Here is a 23,311-nt window from a genome sequence, read left to right on the forward strand (position 1 = left end):
CAAAAAAGTAAGTTAAATAATCTCAACACGGGAAACAATAAAATGAAAATTCAACTACGCAAAACGGCACTATCGCTTGCAGTTATTGCTGGCATCGGTGCAAGTGGTGTTGCTAGTGCGAACTCTCTTACAGCGACTATCAAAGGGACTGTTGTTGGTCCTAATGGCAACCCTGATAAGTCATCTGTTATAACAATAATCCACGAACCAACAGGTTCTAAGAAGACACTTTCACTGACTGAAAACGGCGTATTTAATGCTTCAGGTTTACGTGTTGGTGGTCCTTATACACTTGTAGTTGATTCACAAGTACACAGAGATAAAACTTTATCTGATTTATATCTAACGTTAGGTAAAACATCTTCACTTGATATTGAACTTAACTCTAACGTTGAGAGAATCACTGTTACTGGTGCTTCACGTCACTCAATTATGAATGCTTCTAAAGATACAATCGGAAGCGTATATGGTGCAGGCGACATCGAAAAAGCACCTTCGTTTGACCGCGACCTTAAAGATATCATTAGACAGAACCCATTAGTGAACATCTCAGATGACTCACGTGGTGAAATGTCAGTAGGTGGTGTTAACCCACGCTTCAACAGCATTTCAATTGACGGTGTTAAACAAAATGATGACTTTGGTCTAAACGATAATGGCTATCCAACTAATGGTTCTCCAGTTTCACTGCTAGCTATTGACCAAGTTTCTGTAGACATAACACCTTTCAATGCAAAAGCATCAGGATTTACTGGTGCATCAGTAAACGCTGTTACTAAATCTGGTACCAATGAGTTTTCTGGCGAATTCTTCTATGAATATGAAGATGACTCTCTAGCTGGCACACCAAAGCGTGAAGATGGCACTGAAGTTGAATTAGACTACGAACGCAAAACATTTGGTGCATCATTAGGTGGTAAAATCATCGAAGATGAGCTATTTTTCTTCGTTGCTTACGAAGAGTCAACAACACCTTTCGTTAATAACTGGGGCGTACAAGGTTCTGGTGCAGCAAATGAACTTGATTGGATAACTAATTCAGATATTCAAGAAATTCAAGATATAGCTAAAAACCAATATGGTGTTAATACAGGTAATACGCCTAGCGGCTTAAACAACGATAGCGAAAAGCTATTATTAAAACTTGATTGGAACATCAACGATTATCATCGTGCTGCATTCACTTATCAAGATTCAACAGATAACTCAATCACACCTCAGAACACTCGTTTCAACCGTTTCTCATTATTGAGTAACTGGTATGACAAAAAAGGTGAGATTACCTCTTATGCTGCACAATTTTACTCAGATTGGACTGATGAGTTTTCAACTCAAGTAAAAGTATCATATAAAGATACTAAGACTCAGCAAGCATCTTTCTCAGATGCATTGAACAACGCTAAAGTTGCTCAAGTACGTATTGACTTTGATGACAATAGATTTTATTTCGGTACTGACCCATACCGTCATGCTAACCAACTTGAAAATACAACAACAACATTTGATGTTGAAGGTGAATACCTTCTTGATTACCACACACTGAGCTTTGGTGTGGGTGTTGAAAAAATTGACGTATTCAACCAATTTGTACCATTCTCTCGTGGTGATTGGACTTTTGATTCTCTACAAGACTTTAAAGATGGTAATGCAAGTAGAGTTTCATACTCAAATGCTCACACAGGCAATGCCAATGATGCAGCTGCAGACTTCTCAGTACAAAACCTACACCTTTTCGTAGAAGATCGTTGGGACGTTCGCGATGACCTTTGGATCAATGCAGGTGTTCGTTATGAGCGCATTTCAACTTCTGGCCTAATTAGAGAGAATAGTACTTTCACAGGCTTATACAACTTCTCAAACACTAACAGCTTGGATGGAAAAGACATTTTCCTTCCACGTCTAGGCTTTAACTGGACAGCAGCTGATGATCTAACTATCAGCGGTGGTATTGGTCGTTACTACGGTGGTACACCGAATGTTTGGATTTCTAACTCATATTCAAACGATGGTCAAATCAACGTACGTGCTAACACTAGTGGAGTTGATCTTACAAATCCTGACTTCACTCAAGTACCAGCTGGCGCTACATTAGAACCAGGTGATGGTGATGTAAACTTAATCGATCCTGATTTCGAACTACCTTCTGAGTGGCGTTACGGTATTACAGCAAACTACTCAGCTGATTTCTCTGATATCGGTCTTGGTAATAACTGGGATTTAGAAGCAAGCTTCATGTATGTTAAAGAACAAAACGCTGTTCGTTGGCATGAACTATACCGTGAAACTCAAGAAATTGCTGTTGGCCCAGACGGTAGAAACATCTATGTAGGTACAGGTGAGCGTGATCGTGCCGATATCATGCTAACAAATGGTGATGGTGGTACGCGTAAAACATACTCGTTTAGCCTTTCTAAATCATTTGACAATGGCTTCTACGTAAATGCATCTTATGCAAACCAAGACGCCTCTTCTCTTGTTGGTGGTACTTCTTCAACTGCGAATTCAAACTATGAGAAGTACAACACAGCTGACAGAAACAACCCTGTTGTTGGTCGTAGCCGTTATGAAATTGAACACAGTTTCAAGCTAAACGTTTCGTACTCGGCCGAGCTATTTGATAACTACAAGTCAACTTTCTCACTACAAGGTGAGCGCAGTTCAGGCAGACCTTATAGCTGGGTATTTGCAAATGGCTTCGATACTTTCGGTGGTCAAAACAACTTCGACGATGGTGAGTTCCTAGCTTACATTCCAACTGGTGCTGATGACAGCAACGTCAGATATGCTGATGGTTTCAGTTATGAACAATTAAAAGCAGTTATTGATAAACATGGTTTAGGTGGTCAAGCTGGTGGTGTAGTCGACCGAAATACAGAGACTGGTCCTTGGACTACGCGCCTAGACTTTAAGTTCACACAAGAAATCCCAGGATTCATGGAAGGTCACAAAGGCTCTGTCTACTTCTCAGTTAAGAACTTACTAAACTTAATTGATAGCAGTGCTGGTAAAGTTTACAGAACTGACTTCTTTAATAACCGTGATTTAGTTGGTGTTGAATACGACCAAGTGAATAACCAATACGTATACAGCGAAGGTTATGACATGAACGCTCCTGTTTCTTTCGACGCTGAGCGCTCTTCATGGCGTATCAAGTTAGGTGTAAACTACAAGTTCTAAGCATTCCTTATAACAAACACAGGCTGGTCTTATGACCAGCCTATTTATATTCTTAAATTCAATTTTCTTAATACTTCCCTAAACAATATCTGCTCTTCATGAGATAAAGAACTCAATAAATTCTTTTCCCATTCATTTGCAAGCTTAGAGATACGCTTATAAATATTTAACCCACTCTCTGTTAAAGTTAATACCTTACTCCTCCTATCATCTTCATCAGGCTGAAGTGTTAAAATGCGCCTTTCCTCAAGTTGTTTAATCGCTCGTGACATAGTTGATTTATCAATTCGAGCTAAGTCACACAATTGCTTTGCACTTAGATTATCACTTGCCAAATGCGCAATTACTCTCCATTGAGGCGTAGTTAGATTAGCCTGTTCTTTATATACATTCGCAAAGTCGTCACTTACTTTATTGGCTAAATGTACAAGTTGATAAGGTAAAAACTCTGTAATCTCTAACATAAACTGTCTTTTATTTTCTGCATATCATTAACTTTGTAAACTAAAATATACAAGCAAAGTTTGTTTTTTAATTTGAATATAGTCTCACATGAGAGTATCTTAATTGCAAACATCAAAGGAGCAAGTTCTATGAGCACAGAATTTCAGTACTTAACAGGTTTTGGAAACGAGTTTGAAACCGAAGCTTTACCTGGCGCATTACCGGTAGGTCAATTCTCACCACAAAAAGTAAAATACGACCTATATGCAGAACAATTTAATGTAACCGCGTTCACAGCACCACGTGCTGACAATCGTCGTAATTGGTTCTACCGCATTCGTCCTTCAGTTGTTCAGGGGAACTACATGTCAATGGACAATGGTTTATTAAGAACTGCGCCAATTACTGAAGTTGCAACGCCACCTACTATGCTACGCTGGAACCCTATCGACATCCCAAGTGATGCAACAGATTTTGTCGACGGCCTTGTAACCATGGCAGCCAATGGCAGTGCAAACGGCCAAGTCGGTATTGGCATACATGTTTATGTTGCTAACAAATCAATGCAAGGTCGTTATTTCTATAATGCCGATGGTGAATTACTATTTGTACCGCAACAAGGCGAAATGGTTTTACACACTGAGTGCGGTAAACTTGCAGTAAAACCTGGCGAGATTGCGGTTATTCCACGTGGTATCAAGTTCTCAGTTGAAGTAATTGGCGACAGTATTCGCGGCTATATCTGTGAAAACTACGGTCACCCTTACATTCTGCCTGAGCGTGGTCCTGTAGGCGCCAACGGTTATACAAATGAGCGTGACTTCCAATATCCTGTAGCAGCGTTCGAAGATTTAGAAGGTGATTTTGAGCTTGTAGCTAAGTTTAACGGTAACCTTTTCCGCTGTGACATTGGTCATTCACCATTAGATGTTGTAGCTTGGACTGGTAATAGCGCGCCTTACAAATACGACCTTGCACGCTTCAACGTGATGAATACCGTAAGTTTTGACCACCCAGATCCTTCAATTTTTACTGTACTAACATCTCCATCTGGTACAGCCGGTGTAGCCAATGTTGACTTTGTGATCTTCCCTCCACGTTGGATGGTTGCAGAAGATACATTCCGTCCGCCTTATTATCACCGTAACATTATGAGTGAGTTTATGGGCTTAATCGAAGGTGTATATGATGCTAAAGAGCATGGTTTTGTTCCTGGAGGTATGAGCTTACATAACTGTATGTCGCCACATGGACCAGAAGCCGATGTTTTCGAAAAAGCATCAAACGCAGAACTTGAGCCGCAAAGATATGAAAATACTTTAGCTTTCATGTTCGAGTCTCGTTACGTGATTTCACCAACAAAATATGCACTTGAAGGTAAAGAGAGACAATCAAACTATGCAGAATGCTGGAAAGGCATTAAAAAATATTTCAAGGGCGCTTAAGCTTCCTATAATGTTATAAAAAAATGGGCACGCAACAGCGTGCCTTTGTCGTGATTAAGGATCTAAATATGAAACTTTACACCTATTTTCGTTCTTCGGCAGCGTATAGAGTTCGCATTGCACTGAATTTAAAGGGTATTGCGCATGAAATGTCTGCTGTCAATCTTTTAAAAGCAGAACAAACAAACGAACAATATACAAATAAAAATAGCCAAGGCTTATTGCCTGCGTTAGAAACTGAGCAAGGTGTTTTAGCACAATCTTTGGCAATTTTAGAGTGGCTAGAAGAAACCCATACAGACACCCCTCTTCTGCCAAATGACCCATGGCAGAAGGCTCAAGTTAGAAATTTTTGTTATGCCATAGCGTGTGACATACACCCAATCGATAACTTACGTGTACTTAAATACTTATCTAATGAACTTAATGTTGATGATGAACAAAAGAACACTTGGTACAGACATTGGGTAATTGAGGGATTTAAAAAACTAGAAAGCATGCTAACAGGTAACAATTTTTGTTTTGGAGATAAACCAACACTTGCCGATGCGTGTTTGGTACCTCAAGTCTTTAATGCGATAAGATTTAAAGTAGATATGAGTCAATTCCCAAAAATTGAAGCTATTTACAACCACTGTAATACACATAAAGCATTTATTGATGCAGCGCCTGAAAATCAATTCGACGCTGCTTAATATTACATTCATTGTGCGCTTACTGGAGCGCACAATGGACTTGATCTAAATGTCCGATTAAATCTAAACCTAAGTCCGTCAAATATCCGCCATCAGGACTGTCAATAACACCTTTCTTGTAAAGCCTCTCTGCCGCTGCTATCAAACTTGGATCGGCATCTTTATGGATTTTGATCCCCATTTGCATGCTTGAGCGTGGAAACTTTGCTAAAAGTGTTAACTCAGCCATAAAATTACTGTCTATAGCCATAACCTCTCCCATTAAATTATTGTTCTTGTGGTAACATAGGTTCAAATTTTCTTGAACTAAACTAAGGTTAGCTAAAAATAGGAGTTATGCCATGACATATAACAAATTTAGTTTTCTCAACTTAGTTTTATTTTCTGTATTTATTTCAGGTTATGCTTACGCGAACCCCAAATTGGGCAAAACTAATTTGTTTATAGACAATCTAAATGCTGTCTGCTGGTATAAAGATGCCAAATACAGTGAAGGTGCATTGATTGTCATGGCTGAGAAACTGTTCGTTTGTGCTAACAAGTTCGATAATCAAGCCAATGGCCAACTAACATGGCGAATTGCTGATGAAAACGGGTTACCGGTCCCTCAAAAACCAAAGAAATCTATTCGCATTAACTAAATAAGAAGTCATTATTTATGGAACAACCAAATAACCCACTTCATGGTATAAAACTAGAAGAAATATTAATTAAACTTGAAGCTGAACTTGGCTGGGAAGAAATGGGCAATATTGTCAATATTCGTTGTTTTACTCACGATCCGAGCATCAAATCGAGTCTAAAGTTTTTGCGCAAAACACCTTGGGCAAGAGACAAAGTTGAACAACTTTATTTAGATACATTTCATGGCTTTAAGTGGTCACCTATTAAGAAGTGATTGCTGACTTAAAATTTTAAATGTTCGCTTAATTTTGTCAGTAACATACACTGGAACACGCTTATTACAGGCAAAATAGAGCTTATTATTTATGTTTTGAATTGGTAATATAGGCTCTAATTCAGCCAAAAGAGTACTGTTTTTCGAAGCGGCTTTTACTTGAGCATCACCTAGTACAACCAAGTCCAATTGATTTTTTCTTGTTTTTAAAATATCTAAAACATTATTAAAGCTCGAAATAACAACTAATTGTGATTGCTCAGTAAAGCCGTTTTCTTTTAAGTATTGGTGGCTGAAGTTATTTCTTATTACTGCTGTACGGTATTTTAAGGCGTCTTCTAAAACATCGAGTTTTATCTTACGGCTTTTGAGTGCATAAAAAGAACTTGAGAATTCTGCTACAGGAAATAACCAGCTAAACATATCTTCTCTTTCATTGTTTCTTCCGATAGAAAATATACATGTGTCGCTATCTCGCTGCACCGCATTATATGCGATGTGCCAGGGTTGAACAGATAAATTGAACTGGATATTAGCATCAACAAGTACGCTAGTAACTGTCGAAACGGTTGGACCGGCTAATTTACCATCAGCATCAAGATATTGATAAGTCGGGAATAATTCGGTAACTATATTCAGTGTGTATGCAAAGAGTTTTGTTGAAAATAGTAATGAAACAATAAGAAACGACGCCTTCATAGTACTCCCTATAGATAAAAAAGGTGATGAATAAACTATTCACCACCTAATACTATAGCCTAACTACGATTTATCGCATCTAGAAGAAATGCTGATATTTTCGCGCCTTCGCGTAAAGTTGTTTCTGAACTTGATTGACCGACTAATGAGCTGTCAGTAAAAGGGGCAATTTCCATCATATCGGCGCCTGTGATTGGAAAGCGCTCAGACAATGCCTTCAAAATAACCATGGCTTCATCAGGTGTCATTCCGTTACCTTCTGGTGTGCCTGTTGCTGATGCCCACTGTTCGTCTAAAGCATCGATATCAAAACTAACATACAGCTCATCTACATTGTCAGCTTGCAACTGTGCAATAACATCATCTACGATTGCCTGAGCGCCATGCTCTCTGATTTCATGCGCCCAGTGTTGCTTCACACCAAACGTTGATTCCCAATGAGACTTGTCTTTACCACTTGAACGAATGCCAAACTGAATTAAATGATGTGGTGCAGGTAAGAACTCAAGAATGTGTGTACACCAAGAGCCAAAACATAAATCGATACCTAAGCGCTCTACTAACAAGTCTGTATGTGCGTCAAAGTGAATAATAGCAGTACGCTTACCCGCATCTCTTTTAGCTTTCAAGTACGATTTTGTTAATGGATAACTAATCGAGTGGTCACCACCAATACCGAAAATGCCTTTGTTTGGATAATGCTGGTAGAAACCATCACAAACATCTTCAGTGATTGACAAAGGTGATACGTGATAGCCTTCTTCAGTACTTTGATAAAGTGCCTTTTGACAATTCTCTATAGTGCCATCATTCAAATACTTATCATGCAGAAGGTGAGGGATAACGCGAACATCACCTAAATCAAACGCCTCAACATGAGGTTGCTGTTCTATTAATGTGCTTCTTAAAAATAATGGTCCCCAGTTAGCGCCTCTTAAAATACCACCGCCGCAGTCTGAGCTGATCCCCAAAATTGCCGCTTTATGTTCTGACTCTTCAATCTTCAATAATGACTCTTTCCAGATCTGCTCAATACCTTCAGTTTGCCCATAAAGTTTTGTTCGCAACGCATCTTTTCTTTCTTTCGCAGTATTAACAGTAAATACCCCATCTCCCGGAGGACATAAACACTGAGTCATTTTATTGTAAAATTGTTCTTTGCTAATACTCATAGAAACCTCTGCTTGCTTTGCATATTCATGCTGAAACTTTGTTAAGAAAAAATATCTCACCAAATACTGTGCTCACTAAAGCGCACAGCAAAAACACGTTCAAAAAAGACAAAAACATTTCAATATATTCTTTAAGTACAATGCTTTAACTTTAATTGGACGTAAAATGGTAAAACAGAATTTTTGTTTGTGGGCAGAGATATAGCATGCTGTCATTTTATGTCAACAAGGGCCGTTTTATTACAAAACAGCCCTTGGTTTAATATTCATATAAAATGAATAAGTTACTCATAACCTCTTGGTTTCTTGGTCTTTATAATAGCAATATAGCCATGCCAACTTGCGTAACTAAGTAATGGCATAATCACTATAAAGGCCGTGCCGCCTGTGGCAAAACCAAACATCACTAAAAATAATATGATGAATGCCCACACTAACATAGCCGAAGCGTTAGTCCTAACCGCATTAATTGACGACACCACGGCAGTCATAATGTCAACACGCCTCTCCATCATAATTTGGGGCGTGAAAGCTGAAATTGCAAAAACACTGATCATTAAAATTCCGCCAATTAAACTGCCTAGCGCTAAGAACGATTGTAGCTGCTCAAATGTTGGATTTGGAACATTTGGATAAAGTGCGTGTACAAGTGCCGCTAAACGCATCCAAACTATCATTATTACCATAAGTAAAATTGCAAAACCCCACTCTCCCGCAGGGTTTCGAAACATAGATTTCAAACTATGTCCTAGCGTTGGTTTATGGCCCTTTTCTAATTCCCATGCAACATCATACAAACCGGCTGCGAAAGCTGGACCAATCAGTGCAAAGGCAACGGCGGCAGGAAGAATCACAAGATGCGTATCTAATTGGTAGATTAAATATAAGATAGTGACGGGTATGGCTGTAAATACTAACCCATAGATCAAGCTTAACATTGGTGCTCTAACCATATCGGCAATCGCAAGCGAAAGCCAATGAAATGGTGCCAGAGAGCTGATCCTGTTGCTTTCGAGACAGCGAGCAAATTCTGTATTTTTATCGATTGGTGGTGAAGCTGGCATAATAACCCCTTTTTTGTTGCGGCTATATTAATGTTTAGAAGAACAACTCCAATCTTGCAAGGAATTGCATGATCGTGCACAAAGACAATCGGACATCTGTCCTTTACTTTATACGCTAATCTTTCAAACTACGGTTTTATAATAAATAAGGTTTACTATGGATAAGGTATTTCATTTGGGCCTATGCACCGAACAATTAAAAGGTGCTAATTTAGCAATTGTGCCTGGCGACCCTGAAAGAGCTGAGCGTATTGCTAACAAACTCGATAACAGTATTTGCCTTGCAAGAACACGAGAATTTCACGTCTATCTCGCAGAACTAAAACAACAACCGGTCGTGATCTGCTCAACTGGGATCGGTGGCCCTTCTACGTCAATTGCAGTTGAAGAGCTCGCTCAACTGGGTGTTAAAACTTTTCTAAGAATTGGCACAACCGGCGCAATACAACCTCACATCGACGAAGGTGATATTTTAGTAAGTACGGCGTCGGTGAGACTTGATGGTGCTAGCCAGCATTTCGCTCCTCTGTCTTACCCGGCTGTCTCTGATTTCCACTCAACCGCTGCAATGGTGCAAGCCTGTGAAGAGATTGGTGTGACATATCATGCCGGCATAACGGCATCGAGTGATACTTTCTATCCTGGTCAAGAGCGTTACGATACATACTCTGGTTATGTGAATAAAGCGTTCCAAGGTAGCTGTGAAGAGTGGCAGAAACTCAATGTAATGAACTATGAAATGGAGTCTGCAACCTTATTTACTATGTGTGCAGCTTTAGGTTTGAAAGCGGCTTGTATCGCGGGTGTGTTAGTGAATAGAACTCGTCAAGAAATCCCAAATGTGGATCATCAAGAGATTGAACAAAAAGCAATTGCTGTTGTTCTAAAAGCTGCAGAAATTATGTTAGAAAAATAGTCTCTAAAATTTTGGAAAAGCGTATGTAAGACTAGCTTACATACGCTTTTTTTATTTCATAATTGCCAGTAAAACTGTCTAATACTACATCAGCTACACCCGATTGATTTTTATATTGCTCAGTTTCAACTAACGTAATTTCAACCACTTCAACCTCATCAAGACTCAACCCTGATAGTGCCATTTGACTCAAAGCACTTTGTAATGGTGAAAGGCTCGGGTTGTACGCCACATTTTCAGCATAACGACCGTAGAAATTCCCATGCTGTGCCGTTTTAATTTCTACTGCTGATTTATTACCCGAATATGGTGCATATGAAGCCTGATAATGTTTAAGCAACAGAGGTGAAACAGTTATGTTAGCTTCAGAATCTCGTGAATCTGATACATCAAGAAGGCGTGTTTCATTACCCAAGTCTGCCGGACCGAAAGAGTGAGGTAATAACTCAAGTAATGAAGTATTGGTATTTGGTAAAAGTATTTCTATCTGCTCTGATAGCTTCACTTCATTGATAAACTGCCTGCAATGACCACAGGGTGCATCTGTGATGGCGATGTGTGAGATATGTGTTTCGCCATTTAACCAGGCTGTATTAATAGCAGATTGTTCAGCATGAACCACTAAACACAATGCAGCGTGATTAAATTCTAAATTAGAGCCTATGTAAGCACAACCAGATGCGCTACTGTAGGCAATTGCACCTACATTAAAGTTAGAAATCGGCGCTATTGAAAATCTTGCAGCTATGGGCAAGAGGCTTTGCAAAAGAGGTTTGATTTCTACATCAAACCTAGCCATTAATGAATCAAGTAGTGTTTTAGAAATGACACCACCATTAGATTGAATTTTTCGTTGTAATTCTTGTTCTAGTTCTTTTGGGATCGTTAGCATAAAAATGCCACACGTTATGAAAAAAGGCCGAATAGTTTATCCCTTTATCAAGTGTTAGACAACCAATGCTTAGCACTCTTGAAGCAATCGAAGTTCTCTGCCGTAATACCAAAGCGTTTTGCTTTTTGCAGAAACAAATCATGCATGTAACCATCAAAGCTAACAACACGGGCAAGCTTGATATTGTGAAGTGCATGCGCAACTTTGGGCATTAATGAAACAATATCGATTGCAGCAAAATCATGTTTTAACTCAGTAACATCGATTAATAATTTTGAAGACTTATAATTCATCGCGTAAGTGTTCGCTCTTTGATATGTTTTTATTACATCTTCAGCAGAAACAACTCCTCTTAAAGTCATCATCACAAGTGATGTTGATTCGTCATAAGTAATACTGGTAGATAATGTAGACATAAAACCTCAAATAACGTGTTAACCCTAAAGCGCCATTTCCTTTACCCTAAAATTCCATATATGTTTAACGATATTCGATTTGATAAGTGCACTTATTTTAAGCAATCAGCGGTTCCTAGCAGTGAAATGCGCTTATTCGAATGACGAGGGTGTAGACGTCGGATGAGATTCTATGTATGCAATCTAAACAGTCAATAAAATTAATACAAAAAAACCAATTAAAGATAAAAAAATAGCAAAAAGTATGAGTTTCAATCCATACTTTTTGTTAAAAATTTAACACCTGATCAATAATTATCGCTTTAATTAACGCGTTACTTATCCTGAATTTCTCATTCCTGCAGCAACACCTGTCATAGTAACCATGAGTGCCTGATCAATTTGTTCATTTTCATGCTCTCTGGTGCGTTTTAACAGCTCTACCTGTAGTAAGTTAAGTGGATCTATGTATGGATTTCTCAATTGTAGAGATTGTCTTAACCATGGTTGCTCTAGTAGTAAGGTATTTCCTGGTGCCAACTCTGTTATCAGTGCTTGAGCTGATTTAAGGTCTTGTCTAAGCTGCTCACCAAGCGCTTTAGCATCCGTTGTCATCAATACTTTTTCATAATGCTCAGATAGCCAAGTGTCTGTTTTACAAAACACCATTTCTAACATTTCTAATCGTGTTCTAAAGAACGGCCATTGCTCACGCATTTCATGCAATATCTCAACGCCGTATTGATTAATTGCAGCTTGTAAGCCTTGATAAACGCCAAGCCAAGCAGGCAGCATTAATCGGTTTTGACTCCAAGCAAATATCCATGGAATGGCTCTTAAACTCTCAACGCCACCATTCGGATTACGTTTTGATGGTCGAGAGCCAAGGGGTAACTTGGCCAATTCCAACTCAGGGGTGACTTGTCTGAAGTATGCGACAAAATCTGGATTTTCTCTGACGATTTGTCGGTAATATTTACATGAGCTTTGGGCAATGAGCTCAACTACTTCAATCCAATGAGATTTAGGTGATGGGACTGGGGTTAAGTTCGCTTCAATAATTGCACTGGTATAAATCGAAAAGCTTTGCACCGCGACTTTCGGTAATCCATATTTAAAGCGGATCATTTCACCCTGCTCGGTAACACGCAACCCATTACTTAAACTGCCAGGAGGCTGTGACTGTAAAGCCTGAGCCGCTGGTGCTCCACCACGACCCACTGTGCCACCACGACCGTGAAATAATACCAGCTCAACGCCAAAATCTTTCGCAGCTTTTAGTAGTTTGTCCATAGCTTGATATTGCGCCCAACCAGCGGCCATCATACCCGCATCTTTCGCTGAGTCAGAATAGCCAATCATCACGTATTGCTTATGGTTGATATGAGTTCGATACCAGTTACAGGCTAACAATTGGCTTATAACATCAGCCCCCCGATTTAAATCATCCAAAGTTTCGAATAACGGCGCAACAGGTAAATTGAAACGACAACCCGTTTCTTTTAAAAGTAATTTAACAGCCAGCACATCAGAAGCATATTGCGCCATTGAAATAATATAAATGCCTAGCCTATCAGTGGTTTGCTGGCTCACTAATTGGCAAGTTTTTAAAACTTCTTCAACTTCATCAGACGCAGACAAATTTTTTGGCAATAGTGGTCTTTTTGACGCTAATTCTTCAATCAAAAACTGCTGCTTTTGTGCTTCACTCCAAGCAGTATAATCACCCAGTTCTAAGTGCTCAACAATGGCTCCAATCGCATCAGCGTGTCGAGCAGAGTCCTGACGGATATCTAAGCTGCAGAGATTAATACCAAAGCACTCTAATCTGAGTAGCGTATCGAGTAGCAGTCCATCTGCAATTTGCGACATATTACAGTTATGCAGCGAGTTATAAATGAGTGTAAGCGGTGATTTTACTTGCTCAATATGTGTGATTACTTCTAGCTCTGAGCCTACTTCACCTTTAATTTTATTTTCGAGCGCTTGAATGGTTTCATCAAGTTCGCCTTTCAACTGCTTCAATAAGTAACGATACGGTTCATGTTGCTCCCCTATCAATGATTTCACATGCTCATCTGCTTGATACATAGATAACTCGCTACTGAGCATATCAATGTCACGAGAGATTAAATCAATCGCCATCCAGCGGCCGTGATCTAGCACTGATTGAGTCACTTCTGAGGTCACAAATGGATTTCCGTCTCTATCGCCCCCCATCCATGAGGTAAAGCGGATTGGACTATGAATTTTCTTTAACTGAATACCTAATTCATCTTGAGTAACTTGGTTGAAGTAACGAATAAACTGAGGAACGGCATGCCATAAACTATTTTCAATAACTGCATAACCCCATTTCGCCTCATCAAGCGGAGTTGGGCGTTTAGCACGTATATCATTGGTATGCCAAGCTTGACTGATCAATTGCTCAATGCGGCTAATAATGACTTTACGTTCGTCTACATCTAGACACTGTAATTCAAGGGCAGATAAACAGTCACTCAGTTGTACGTGTTTGTTAATAATAGTTCTACGAGTCACTTCAGTAGGGTGAGCTGTAAGTACTAAATCGATGTCTAACCCAGCGAGCACAGACTCAACTTGCTCATGGTTTAATTCGTCGTTTGCTAACATATTCGAAAGCTTTTCGACTTGCTCATTTAATGCTTTGTAAATACCTTCGGGTGCACCTGTCACCGAAATTGTATGAAATTGTTCTGCTACATTCGCTAGATTCAAAAAATGGTTAAATGCACGTGCAACAGGTAATAGTTCTCTATCAGTCAGGCTATGTAAAGTATCAAGCAATCTTATTCGGGCATCGCTATCACCTTGACGAGATGACTTTGCCAAAAGACGAATTTGTTCAATCTTTTCTAGCATTCCCTCACCCAGTGTTTGCTGGATAATACGACCTAGACAGCCACCTAATTGGCTCACATTCGCTCTCAGGTTTTCGTACTGCTCTCCCATAACGACTCCTTTTAACTATTATTTCTCAAAAAAAACTGCTTAAAACACCATTTGTTAAAAACACTAATTGTTCAATAATCACTCTCTACTATACAGAGAATTAAAGGTAGATCGAGTGATCTCAATATGAATTTTAAGCGTAATTTTAACTACTTAATTACCAAGCAGCATAAAGCCAATGCAACTACTCTATGACGGCCAGTGCTCTTTGTGTGCCAAAGAAATGATAAAACTCAAGCAGTTTGACCTTGAGAATAAGCTCACTTTGATCAATGTGCATGATATTCATGAGCTCGATTTCAAACGACTTTACCCAAATATAACTAAATCAGATACGCTGAAAATATTACATGGTTACTCTGATGATGGCAGGTTATTGCTTGGCTTAGATGCAAACGTACAAGCTTGGCAAACTGTTGGTAAATATCCGTTTTTGAAACTGTTAAGAGTACAACCAATAAAGTGGTTCGCTGACAAGGGCTATTTATTTTTTGCCAAACATAGATTGAAGATTTCACGCTTTTTAGTAAAAGACGAGTGTAATAATGGACAATGCCAAAGATAAATCACTACATATTGTTATCGGTGCGAGCAGTAAAATTGCTGTTGCTTTTATTGATAAACTTACCGAGCAAAATCCTGACGACTTAGTGGTTAGTTTTAGTCAGAAAACGTTAAATTTTGACTCTGAAAACATTCATCACTTCACCACGAACTACTCTGGTGAATCGATTTCTGACTCAGTCTCGACTTTTCAAACTGCTTACTTATCTGAATTTGTAAAAATTAAAACCATCACATTTTTTAATGGTCAATTACATTCAGACTTACATGTCCCAGAAAAGAGCATACGACAATTTGACGCAGCTTATGCACAATCTCTTTTCAATTCGAATGTTATCACTCCCATGCTTTGGCTTAAGCATCTCGTTAAATTGCTCAAGCGCCAAGATAACTGTGTTGTCACTGCGCTATCAGCCCGTGTTGGCAGTATCGAAGATAACGGCTTAGGTGGTTGGTACAGCTATCGAAGCTCAAAATCAGCACTTAATATGATGATGAAAAGTTTTGCGATTGAACTAAAACGTCAAAGCCCTCAAAGTACAGTTTTACTTTTCCACCCAGGTACCACAGATACTCCCCTGTCGAAACCTTTTCAAAAAAATGTACCGGCAGGCAAGTTATTTAAACCCGAGTTTGTTGCCGAGTGCTTATATAACCAAATCGTTGAATCGAATAGTAACGATTTAATTAATTATCTCGACTGGCAAGGCCAGTCTATACAATGGTGAATCATGTTTTTTAATACCCAATCTCTCAATGAATTAGAACAAAGATATCGTGCTCATTTGATAAATAGTTTGTCAGGTTTCAAAAGTGCAAACTTATTAGGCACGGTTGATACAAATGGTCAGGAAAACCTATCTATTGTCAGCTCTGTTTTTCACCTTGGTGCTAACCCAGCCTTATTTGGTATGATAATTCGCCCACATTCAGTACCAAGACATTCTTTTGAAAACCTATTAGAAACGGGTTTCTATACACTAAATCATGTGAACGGAGATATAGTCACACAAGCGCACCAAACGTCAGCTCGTTACGAAAAAGAACAATCAGAATTTACTGAAACAGGTTTAACCGCAGAATATTTGAATGACTTCAAAGCGCCGTTCGTTAAAGAGTCAGATATTAAAATGGGTCTAAAACTTGTTAGTGAGCAAGTAATTGAGCTGAACCAAACTCACTTAGTCATTGGTGAATTAATTGCGCTTCACTGCCCTGACTCGGTCATACAACCAGATGGTTTTATCGACATTGAAGCGGCAAATACCGTCGCGATAACTGGATTGGACAGTTATCACACTACAAGCAAAATCAATCGTTTAAGTTACGCTAAACCTGATTCAAAGCCTAAGCCTTTAGTTACACTTTAGGGTTTGTTTTTTCTTTGGGTTGCTTTAAACTCAAAAAGACCGACCATCAAAGAGAATAACCATGTGGCGTAATAACTTAAAGAAGTTTGCACTCGTCGGCTTAATGAGCGTGTGTTTTACTGCAACTGCAGGATTAGAAGAAGGCATTGAAGCTGCAAATGCTGGTGATTTTGAAAGGGCTTTACAGGAATTTCAGTATTTATCTGATATGAATTATGCCCCTGGCATTTATGAGTTAGCTAAATTACATGAAGGCGGTTATGGCGTTATTAAGAACCCACGTAAAGCAGCAGAGTTATTTCAAAAAGCTGTAAAACTGGGTAGTGCTGATGCCATGTTTTCATTGGCAGTCATGCATGAAGAAGGTCGTGGCGTTAAGCAAGATAAGCAGCGTGCTATTGAGTTATTCACTCAGGCTGCAAACAAAAATCTTGCTGCCGCACAATTTAACCTTGGGGTTATGTATACCAATGGTGATGGCGTGTTAAAAGACTACGCCGTCGCGATGGACTGGTACGAAAAGGCCGCTGCGAGCAACTACACTTTAGCAATGTTTAACCTCGCCTTAATGTACTATGAAGGTTTAGGTGTTGAGAAAAACATCGAAAAGTCATTTATCTGGAATACATTGGCTGAATATAATGGCAATCGCCAAGCAATGAAAAGCCGAGAGCTTGATGAACAACAGCTTTCTCCTTCTCAGGTTGAAAAAGCGATTGAAAAAGCCAACAAGCTGTATTGGCGTATCCAAGAAAAAACCTATTTTCCAGGTTCTAAAATTGATTAATAAAAAAGCGCTAAGGCGCTTTTTTTATGTCTACATTATTTCTGCAAGGTTTTTACAAACCAAGTAAGTAGTTTCGACCGTGACAGTAGCAGTTGCATTCTTGGTTTACCTAAACTGCCGGTTTTAAAAACACTTTTAGCATGACTGAAAGTCAAAACGCCTTCTTTACCGTGATACTGTCCCATACCAGACGTACCTACACCACCAAAAGGTAAATCTTCAACGGCTACATGAAGTAGTACATCATTTATCACTAATCCGCCACACTGTAGTTCTCGCTGAGCACGCTTAATGATTGTCTTATCTTCGGTAAATAAATACGACCCGAGTGGATTGGGGTTTTCTTTTATACCCTTTAAAGCCTCATCAAAACTAGATACGGTTTTTATTGGTAAGAGTGGGCCAAAAATTTCTTCACTGTGTACCCGAGCTTGATTCGAGGCATTATCGATAAGATGTAAGCCTAGTTTTCGAGTTTCATTATTTTCGCTATGCGGTTCGCTCCAAACCTCAGCGCCGTTATGTAGTGCATCTCCAATTAATTCAATCAACCGCTCATACTGTTGCTGATTAATAATTGAGGTTAAATTGTCAGAGTTTGCACCTAATTTAAATTGTTTTTTGTAATGCTTTTTAATCTCAGCAATTAACTCGCCCTTACATTTTTCATGAACAAGCAAATAATCAGGTGCAACGCAGATCTGTCCCGCATTGGCGGTTTTACCAAAAACAATACTTTTAGCCGCGTGTTTGATGTCTGCATCGTCCATCACGATAATCGGAGACTTACCACCTAGCTCTAAGGTAACTGGCACTAAATTATTTGCGGCGGCACGCATAACATGCTTGCCAATCTCAGTGCTTCCTGTAAAAAACAAATGATCAAAGGGGATGGCACTGAAGCTTTTTGCAACAGCTGGGCCCCCTTCCACAACACAGCAATGATCTGAAAAAGGCTCTAATACTCTTTTTATAACTTGATTCGTTGCAGGCGTATATTCACTGAGCTTTAACATGACTCTATTACCCGCTGCCAAGGCTGTGAGAACAGGCATCAGAGCTAGCTGTATCGGGTAATTCCAAGGAGAGATAACACCCACCACACCTTTTGGCACATATTCAACATGGGCTTTTGACGGAGCAAACTGAATACCGACTTTGCGTTTACTGGGCTTAAGCCAAGATTTTAGATGTTTAATGATATGATCTAGCCCGCCAATCACTGGCATAAAATCCGCCATTTGTGTATCAAACGTGCAGCGATTTCCAAAGTCTTTGTTAGAGGCCGCAATAAAGTCATGCTCGGCTGTAACAAGCTGAATTCTTATTTTCTTTAATAAAGAAATGCGTGTATCTACGGATGAATTAGGATGATGCATAAAAGCAACTTTGAGAGATTCAAGTTGCTTTGTCAGTTGGGGATCTATCTCGTATTGCACAACATGGCTCATTTATCGGTATTTGAATAAATACACTATAAATGAGCCTGTTAGTTGTTTCAAATTAGAAAGAAAGGACGCTTCTTGCGACGGTCAGTGTTAGTACAGTAATAAGTACAATCGCGACAATATTCAACACAAGACCTGTACGGATCATATCGCGCATTTTTATCTCGCCAGAGCCAAATACTATGGCATTTGGTGGCGTTGCAACTGGCATCATAAAGGCACAACTCGCTGCAATGGCGGCAGGAATAACCCATACTAATGGCGTGCCCATAATAGACACGGCGACAGGACCTAGTAAGGGTAAAAAGCCAGCAGCCGTTGCTGTATTCGACGTGATCTCGGTTAAGAAAGTAATCAAACCTGCCACCAGCAATACACTTACTACCAATGGAATGGTGTCGGCCGAAACCAATAGGTTAGCAATGTACGTTGCCAAACCTGACGATTTAATTTGTGAAGCCAAGGTCAAACCACCACCAAACAGTAATAAAATGCCCCATGGTACTTTTGCCGCACTATCCCAATCTAAGATACGCTCACCGGTTTTCTTATCAGCGGTGATCACAAACAACAATAGCGCAGCTGCAATCGCAATAGAGGTATCTGATATCTTCAGCCCAGTCCAATCGCCCAATAGCGGTCTAAAGACCCAACTTAAGGCTGCGAAAATAAATACGGCTAAAACGCCTTTTTCCGCGCGAGACATAGCACCCAATTTTGCTAATTGGCTTTTAAACAATGATTTGGTATCAACTTCTGCGTCTGAATTATCAACTTTATAACTGACTTTGGTTAACCAAAACCAAGTAATGAATAACATGGTGACAGATAAAGGTAAGCCTACTGCCATCCAAGTCGCAAAACCAATTTCGATTTGATAACTGTCAGCTAAATTGGCTGCCATCAATGCATTTGGAGGCGTGCCTATCAGGGTAGCAATACCACCAATACTCGAACCATAAGCTATCGAAAGCAGTAGCGCTTTACCAAACGCCTCATTGCTGCTGTCACGTTCCTTAACAAGATGAATAACCGATAATGCAATCGGCAACATCATCACCGCAGTGGCCGTGTTCGACATCCACATAGATAAGAATGCCGTCACTAACATCATAGCTAGAATTTGTACGCTTGGCTTAGAGCCAGCATAAAGCATGGTTTTTAATGCAATACGCTTATGTAGGCCCCACCTTTCCATAGCAATTGAAATTAAAAAGCCACCTAAGAATAAGAAAATAAGCGGGTGCGCATAAGGTGCTGCGACCGATTTAATGGGCGCGATGCCAGCAAGTGGTGATACCACCAAAGGTAACAAAGATGCCGCAGGAATAGGCACGACTTCGCTTACCCACCAAGATGCCAGCCAAAAGGCTAAACCCGCTGTACGCCAAGCCTCAACACTCATGCCCTCGGGTGGTGACACAAGACAAGTAAGTAACATTGCCAGTGGTCCTAAAAACAACATGGCATATTTTATTGGATGTGCAGATGAATAATCAGACATACTTTAATCCTCAAAACTTATACTTCATGCCGACAGCGATTGATGTGTCATCGTCTGACTCAAGGTCTAGTTGTGTCACTAATGCATATAGATTAGTTTGCTTATCGAGAATATAGTCTGTACCAAATGTCCATTGTGTGGCTTCTTCGGCATGACGTAATTTGCTTGTATCTCTACCTAATTGAATTTTAGGCACCCAACTACCCGCTTTATAACTTGCACTGACTAAATAGCCTGTGCCAGATTTGCTGCCATCTAGGTTTTCACTGTCTTGAACAATTGCGCCAAGTTGGAATGCATCAAACTTATACGCTGCAACCAAACGTGTCGCAACCAAAACATTCAAGCTATCAGTGTGGCTTAATGAGATATAATAAGGCTTAGTCTTTAAAGCTCGGTCGCCATAAATCGCGGTTGCTGCAAACCCAGTTTTCTTTATTTGAAGCATCATCTTTCGGCGCATAGGTGAAAGAGAATGACAGGTCATTATAGGTTTTACTGCTATAAGTGAGGGTATCGCCGAGTCGGTCTTGACCCGGTAAGATTTGCGCAATATCACTTTGAGTTTCGTTGAATTGATCAACTTTACCTTCGCTGTATTTAAAGCGCGTATCGTTACGGCCAACAACTAAGGTACCCCTGTTGCCTGCCAAACCTACATAGGTGTTACGCGATGAAAATGGCGATTCAGTGTAGTCGTTTTCAAAACACTTTACTTGTACTTCGTATTTAAACACAACTTTAAGAGAATCACTTAGTTTGTGATCGCCTTTAATGCCGATACGTGAAAATGGCGCGTCAATATGCGTGCCCGCCTTGTTATAACGCATTAATCCTTTATCCGTATCTGCAATTTGAACTTCGGCTTTGCCATACACATTGTAATCAGTTGCAAAAGCGGTGCTTGAAAATGTGGCCATCACACCGAATGCGATTAGAGTTTTGCTTGCTGTCATCTTGTTTTACCTTTTTTTATGCTTATTCTCTAGTGTTATAAGATGGTTGCCAAAAAGATAAAATCATTTATTTTCATATGCTTTTAATAATACTCAACAATAAAACTCAAAAAAATGTGCGGATTATCACACACGCTTTTACTTCACTTGTCACCAAAGCCACACACTCATTCTGATTCGGTAAACATAGTACGGGTTAGACCATACTTTGCCATTTTGTCATATAAGGTTTTACGTGGTAATTGCAACAACGCCATGGCTTCTTTAATACTGCCTTGTGATTGAGAGAGGGCTTCTTCAATTAACGATTGCTCAAAGTAACTAACCTTTTCTTGCAAGCTCAGAGACTCATCAGTTTGCGAGACTTGCTCTAAATCTTTAAGAGCCAAGGCTTTACCCAATAAAACCGTTCTTTCAGCGTGGTTTCTAAGCTCTTGTACATTACCGGGCCAAGGCTTTTCTCTAAGAAGCAAGGCTTGCTCGGGTGTAATAGGTTCAAATGTCTTATGAAAACGGTTCGCCGCAATGGAGCAAAAATGCTTATACAACAGCGGAATATCTGCTTTTCTCTTACGCAGTGCCGGAATAGGCACTTTAAGTAAATTCAAACGGTAAAAAAGATCGGCTCTAAACTGCTGTGCATCCACCAAGCTTTGTAAATCTACTTTTGTTGCAGCAATGACTCTGACATCTAAATCAATCGGTGTGTTTTCACCAACGGGTGTGACTTTACGCTCTTCTAACACCCTTAATAACTTAACTTGTAAGCTAGGTGACATAGCTTCAATTTCATCGAGAAATACTGTGCCACTCTGCGCATATTCAAACTTACCAATACGCGAACTATGTGCTCCCATATAAGCACCACTTTTTGCACTAAACAACTCACTTTCAATCAGCTCTTCTGGAATGGCACCACAGTTAATGGCCACAAAGTTAAGTTTACCGCGGTTACTGTGCTCATGAAGGTAACGTCCTACCAACTCTTTACTTGTACCAGTTTCTCCCTCAATTAAAACGTCGGCAGGGGTATCTAACACCGCATCGAGTAGTTGTAGCATATCTTGCATGACTTGAGTTTGACCTAAAATTCTAATCCCTGGTCCAGAATGTTGTTTCACACTTTGCTTTAGCTCGCGGTTTTCAAGTACCAAAGCGCGCTTTTCAGAGGCTCTGGCAATACAATCTAACAACTTGTCGGTAATTGGTTTTTCAAATAAGTCATAGGCACCTAGGTGCATGGCCTTAACCGAAATGTTCACATCAGCAAACCCTGTTAAGAAAATAACCGGTAACTCGCTGTCGAATTGCTTAACTTGTTCTATAAATTCAAGGCCGTTCAGTTTAGGCATATTGATATCACTTAACACCACACCATTAAAACGGCGGCTTAATTTACTCAGCGCGGCATTGGCATAGCAAAACACCTCATAGCCTTCTAATTCTAGTAGCTGCTTTAAGGCATTGTAACTCCCACTAATTAGTACAAGTTGGTTGAAACTAGCTTCATATATTAGGATTAAAATGAAGCTAGTTTTATATATTGGATTTAAATCTTATGAATGAACACGGGGATTTTTACATTGAATATTCACATAATATACTTTATGTAAAGGTACTTGGGCCTTGGAATTTTGAAACGTTTGAACACTACAATAATGACTTCACAAGCTATTGATAGGCAATAAGTGCCCATCATATTCTGTATTAGTTGTCCTTGAAGGTGACAGCTTAATAATCCCTGAAGTGTGCGAAACATTTAAAAAAGCGACAACTAAACGCATTGCGACAGGGCTTAAATACGTCGCATTTTACCTATCAAAATCAGCTTGCCCGAACGCATTTAAGCAACAAGTTCACGATCTTTATCAAAATAAAAACATAAACTTTAAGTTTTTTAATGACATTGATT

General features: G+C 39.6%; 20 protein-coding genes and 2 pseudogenes. 10 read left to right on the forward strand and 12 right to left on the reverse strand.

Going from position 1 to position 23,311, the window contains the following annotated elements; translation table 11 throughout:
• The first annotated feature begins 42 nt into the window (after positions 1-42).
• Positions 43-3,177 carry a TonB-dependent receptor domain-containing protein gene (locus ACGHEH_RS07875; protein ID WP_390443695.1) on the forward strand — a complete coding sequence of 1,045 codons (3,135 nt, stop codon included), beginning with the start codon at positions 43-45 and terminating at the stop codon, positions 3,175-3,177.
• Positions 3,178-3,221: 44 nt separating this feature from the next.
• Here ACGHEH_RS07875 and ACGHEH_RS07880 read toward each other — a convergent pair whose 3' ends face one another.
• Positions 3,222-3,641 carry a MarR family winged helix-turn-helix transcriptional regulator gene (locus ACGHEH_RS07880; protein WP_390443697.1) on the reverse strand — a complete coding sequence of 140 codons (420 nt, stop codon included), beginning with the start codon at positions 3,639-3,641 and terminating at the stop codon, positions 3,222-3,224.
• Positions 3,642-3,770: 129 nt separating this feature from the next.
• Here ACGHEH_RS07880 and hmgA point away from each other — a divergent pair, with 129 nt between their 5' ends.
• Together hmgA and maiA are read left to right on the forward strand one after the other, a co-directional pair.
• Complete coding sequence (hmgA, locus tag ACGHEH_RS07885; protein WP_390443699.1) at positions 3,771-5,066, forward strand: homogentisate 1,2-dioxygenase; 1,296 nt, start codon at positions 3,771-3,773, stop codon at positions 5,064-5,066.
• Positions 5,067-5,134: 68 nt separating this feature from the next.
• Entirely contained in the window at positions 5,135-5,761 is a 627-nt protein-coding gene (maiA, locus tag ACGHEH_RS07890; RefSeq protein ID WP_390443702.1) for a maleylacetoacetate isomerase, read from the forward strand.
• Between the two features lie 19 nt (positions 5,762-5,780).
• On the opposite strand, the gene ACGHEH_RS07895 is transcribed toward maiA, so the two are convergent.
• The gene (locus tag ACGHEH_RS07895; RefSeq protein WP_390443705.1) at positions 5,781-6,011 is read right to left on the reverse strand and encodes a TIGR02647 family protein; all 231 of its coding nucleotides are present in this window, start codon (positions 6,009-6,011) and stop codon (positions 5,781-5,783) included.
• Positions 6,012-6,102: 91 nt separating this feature from the next.
• Here ACGHEH_RS07895 and ACGHEH_RS07900 point away from each other — a divergent pair, with 91 nt between their 5' ends.
• Together ACGHEH_RS07900 and ACGHEH_RS07905 are read left to right on the forward strand one after the other, a co-directional pair.
• A complete protein-coding gene (locus ACGHEH_RS07900) occupies positions 6,103-6,402 on the forward strand; it encodes a DUF1496 domain-containing protein (protein ID WP_390443708.1) in 300 nt (99 codons plus the stop codon).
• Positions 6,403-6,419: 17 nt separating this feature from the next.
• Positions 6,420-6,617: pseudogene (locus ACGHEH_RS07905) on the forward strand (VF530 family DNA-binding protein); the annotation flags it as partial.
• Positions 6,618-6,641: 24 nt separating this feature from the next.
• On the opposite strand, the gene ACGHEH_RS07910 reads toward ACGHEH_RS07905, so the two are convergent.
• The 3 genes from ACGHEH_RS07910 to ACGHEH_RS07920 all read right to left on the reverse strand — a co-directional run bounded on the left by ACGHEH_RS07910 (position 6,642) and on the right by ACGHEH_RS07920 (position 9,594).
• The gene (locus ACGHEH_RS07910) at positions 6,642-7,358 is read right to left on the reverse strand and encodes an amino acid ABC transporter substrate-binding protein (RefSeq protein ID WP_390443711.1); all 717 of its coding nucleotides are present in this window, start codon (positions 7,356-7,358) and stop codon (positions 6,642-6,644) included.
• 59 nt (positions 7,359-7,417) lie between these two features.
• Positions 7,418-8,530, reverse strand: a complete 1,113-nt coding sequence (locus tag ACGHEH_RS07915; protein WP_390443713.1) for an arginase family protein — start codon at positions 8,528-8,530, stop codon at positions 7,418-7,420.
• A gap of 284 nt (positions 8,531-8,814) precedes the next feature.
• Positions 8,815-9,594 (reverse strand): DUF2189 domain-containing protein, encoded by a 780-nt coding sequence (locus ACGHEH_RS07920; protein ID WP_390443715.1) that lies wholly within the window; start codon positions 9,592-9,594, stop codon positions 8,815-8,817.
• 157 nt (positions 9,595-9,751) lie between these two features.
• Between ACGHEH_RS07920 and udp the strand changes: the two genes are divergently transcribed.
• Entirely contained in the window at positions 9,752-10,510 is a 759-nt protein-coding gene (gene udp / locus ACGHEH_RS07925; RefSeq protein ID WP_390443717.1) for a uridine phosphorylase, read from the forward strand.
• A 31-nt stretch (positions 10,511-10,541) separates the two neighbouring features.
• Here udp and cdd read toward each other — a convergent pair whose 3' ends face one another.
• From cdd to ppc, 3 genes are all read right to left on the reverse strand, one after another.
• Entirely contained in the window at positions 10,542-11,402 is an 861-nt protein-coding gene (gene cdd, locus ACGHEH_RS07930; protein WP_390443720.1) for a cytidine deaminase, read from the reverse strand.
• 47 nt (positions 11,403-11,449) lie between these two features.
• Complete coding sequence (locus ACGHEH_RS07935) at positions 11,450-11,818, reverse strand: hypothetical protein (RefSeq protein WP_390443722.1); 369 nt, start codon at positions 11,816-11,818, stop codon at positions 11,450-11,452.
• 318 nt (positions 11,819-12,136) lie between these two features.
• A complete protein-coding gene (ppc, locus tag ACGHEH_RS07940) occupies positions 12,137-14,770 on the reverse strand; it encodes a phosphoenolpyruvate carboxylase (protein WP_390443725.1) in 2,634 nt (877 codons plus the stop codon).
• Between the two features lie 178 nt (positions 14,771-14,948).
• Between ppc and ACGHEH_RS07945 the strand changes: the two genes are divergently transcribed.
• The 4 genes from ACGHEH_RS07945 to ACGHEH_RS07960 all read left to right on the forward strand — a co-directional run bounded on the left by ACGHEH_RS07945 (position 14,949) and on the right by ACGHEH_RS07960 (position 17,491).
• The gene (locus ACGHEH_RS07945) at positions 14,949-15,335 is read left to right on the forward strand and encodes a thiol-disulfide oxidoreductase DCC family protein (RefSeq protein ID WP_390443728.1); all 387 of its coding nucleotides are present in this window, start codon (positions 14,949-14,951) and stop codon (positions 15,333-15,335) included.
• Positions 15,316-16,062, forward strand: coding sequence for an SDR family NAD(P)-dependent oxidoreductase (locus ACGHEH_RS07950; protein WP_390443731.1), 747 nt, complete (start codon positions 15,316-15,318; stop codon positions 16,060-16,062). The genes ACGHEH_RS07945 and ACGHEH_RS07950 overlap by 20 nt, the downstream gene beginning before the upstream one ends.
• A 3-nt stretch (positions 16,063-16,065) precedes the next feature.
• A complete protein-coding gene (locus tag ACGHEH_RS07955; RefSeq protein WP_390443733.1) occupies positions 16,066-16,704 on the forward strand; it encodes a flavin reductase family protein in 639 nt (212 codons plus the stop codon).
• 61 nt (positions 16,705-16,765) lie between these two features.
• Positions 16,766-17,491, forward strand: a complete 726-nt coding sequence (locus ACGHEH_RS07960; protein ID WP_390443735.1) for a tetratricopeptide repeat protein — start codon at positions 16,766-16,768, stop codon at positions 17,489-17,491.
• Positions 17,492-17,526: 35 nt separating this feature from the next.
• On the opposite strand, the gene ACGHEH_RS07965 is transcribed toward ACGHEH_RS07960, so the two are convergent.
• The 4 genes and pseudogenes from ACGHEH_RS07965 to ACGHEH_RS07980 all read right to left on the reverse strand — a co-directional run bounded on the left by ACGHEH_RS07965 (position 17,527) and on the right by ACGHEH_RS07980 (position 22,913).
• Entirely contained in the window at positions 17,527-18,930 is a 1,404-nt protein-coding gene (locus tag ACGHEH_RS07965; protein WP_390443737.1) for a coniferyl aldehyde dehydrogenase, read from the reverse strand.
• A 64-nt stretch (positions 18,931-18,994) separates the two neighbouring features.
• Positions 18,995-20,443 carry an SLC13 family permease gene (locus tag ACGHEH_RS07970; RefSeq protein ID WP_390443739.1) on the reverse strand — a complete coding sequence of 483 codons (1,449 nt, stop codon included), beginning with the start codon at positions 20,441-20,443 and terminating at the stop codon, positions 18,995-18,997.
• A 10-nt stretch (positions 20,444-20,453) separates the two neighbouring features.
• Positions 20,454-21,399 (reverse strand): annotated as a pseudogene (locus tag ACGHEH_RS07975) (porin).
• A gap of 167 nt (positions 21,400-21,566) precedes the next feature.
• The gene (locus ACGHEH_RS07980; protein WP_390444188.1) at positions 21,567-22,913 is read right to left on the reverse strand and encodes a sigma-54-dependent transcriptional regulator; all 1,347 of its coding nucleotides are present in this window, start codon (positions 22,911-22,913) and stop codon (positions 21,567-21,569) included.
• Between the last annotated feature and the right edge of the window lie 398 nt (positions 22,914-23,311).

This window comes from Pseudoalteromonas sp. MTN2-4, assembly GCF_042848605.1.
Taxonomy (GTDB): Bacteria; Pseudomonadota; Gammaproteobacteria; order Enterobacterales; family Alteromonadaceae; genus Pseudoalteromonas.

Bases quoted from the DNA above. Each gene is read 5' to 3' on its own strand.
- ACGHEH_RS07875 (WP_390443695.1), top strand. From the start codon at position 43: ATGAAAATTCAACTACGCAAAACGGCACTATCGCTTGCAGTTATTGCT.
- ACGHEH_RS07880 (WP_390443697.1), bottom strand. From the start codon at position 3,641: ATGTTAGAGATTACAGAGTTTTTACCTTATCAACTTGTACATTTAGCC.
- hmgA (WP_390443699.1), top strand. From the start codon at position 3,771: ATGAGCACAGAATTTCAGTACTTAACAGGTTTTGGAAACGAGTTTGAA.
- maiA (WP_390443702.1), top strand. From the start codon at position 5,135: ATGAAACTTTACACCTATTTTCGTTCTTCGGCAGCGTATAGAGTTCGC.
- ACGHEH_RS07895 (WP_390443705.1), bottom strand. From the start codon at position 6,011: ATGGCTATAGACAGTAATTTTATGGCTGAGTTAACACTTTTAGCAAAG.
- ACGHEH_RS07900 (WP_390443708.1), top strand. From the start codon at position 6,103: ATGACATATAACAAATTTAGTTTTCTCAACTTAGTTTTATTTTCTGTA.
- ACGHEH_RS07910 (WP_390443711.1), bottom strand. From the start codon at position 7,358: ATGAAGGCGTCGTTTCTTATTGTTTCATTACTATTTTCAACAAAACTC.
- ACGHEH_RS07915 (WP_390443713.1), bottom strand. From the start codon at position 8,530: ATGAGTATTAGCAAAGAACAATTTTACAATAAAATGACTCAGTGTTTA.
- ACGHEH_RS07920 (WP_390443715.1), bottom strand. From the start codon at position 9,594: ATGCCAGCTTCACCACCAATCGATAAAAATACAGAATTTGCTCGCTGT.
- udp (WP_390443717.1), top strand. From the start codon at position 9,752: ATGGATAAGGTATTTCATTTGGGCCTATGCACCGAACAATTAAAAGGT.
- cdd (WP_390443720.1), bottom strand. From the start codon at position 11,402: ATGCTAACGATCCCAAAAGAACTAGAACAAGAATTACAACGAAAAATT.
- ACGHEH_RS07935 (WP_390443722.1), bottom strand. From the start codon at position 11,818: ATGTCTACATTATCTACCAGTATTACTTATGACGAATCAACATCACTT.
- ppc (WP_390443725.1), bottom strand. From the start codon at position 14,770: ATGGGAGAGCAGTACGAAAACCTGAGAGCGAATGTGAGCCAATTAGGT.
- ACGHEH_RS07945 (WP_390443728.1), top strand. From the start codon at position 14,949: ATGCAACTACTCTATGACGGCCAGTGCTCTTTGTGTGCCAAAGAAATG.
- ACGHEH_RS07950 (WP_390443731.1), top strand. From the start codon at position 15,316: ATGGACAATGCCAAAGATAAATCACTACATATTGTTATCGGTGCGAGC.
- ACGHEH_RS07955 (WP_390443733.1), top strand. From the start codon at position 16,066: ATGTTTTTTAATACCCAATCTCTCAATGAATTAGAACAAAGATATCGT.
- ACGHEH_RS07960 (WP_390443735.1), top strand. From the start codon at position 16,766: ATGTGGCGTAATAACTTAAAGAAGTTTGCACTCGTCGGCTTAATGAGC.
- ACGHEH_RS07970 (WP_390443739.1), bottom strand. From the start codon at position 20,443: ATGTCTGATTATTCATCTGCACATCCAATAAAATATGCCATGTTGTTT.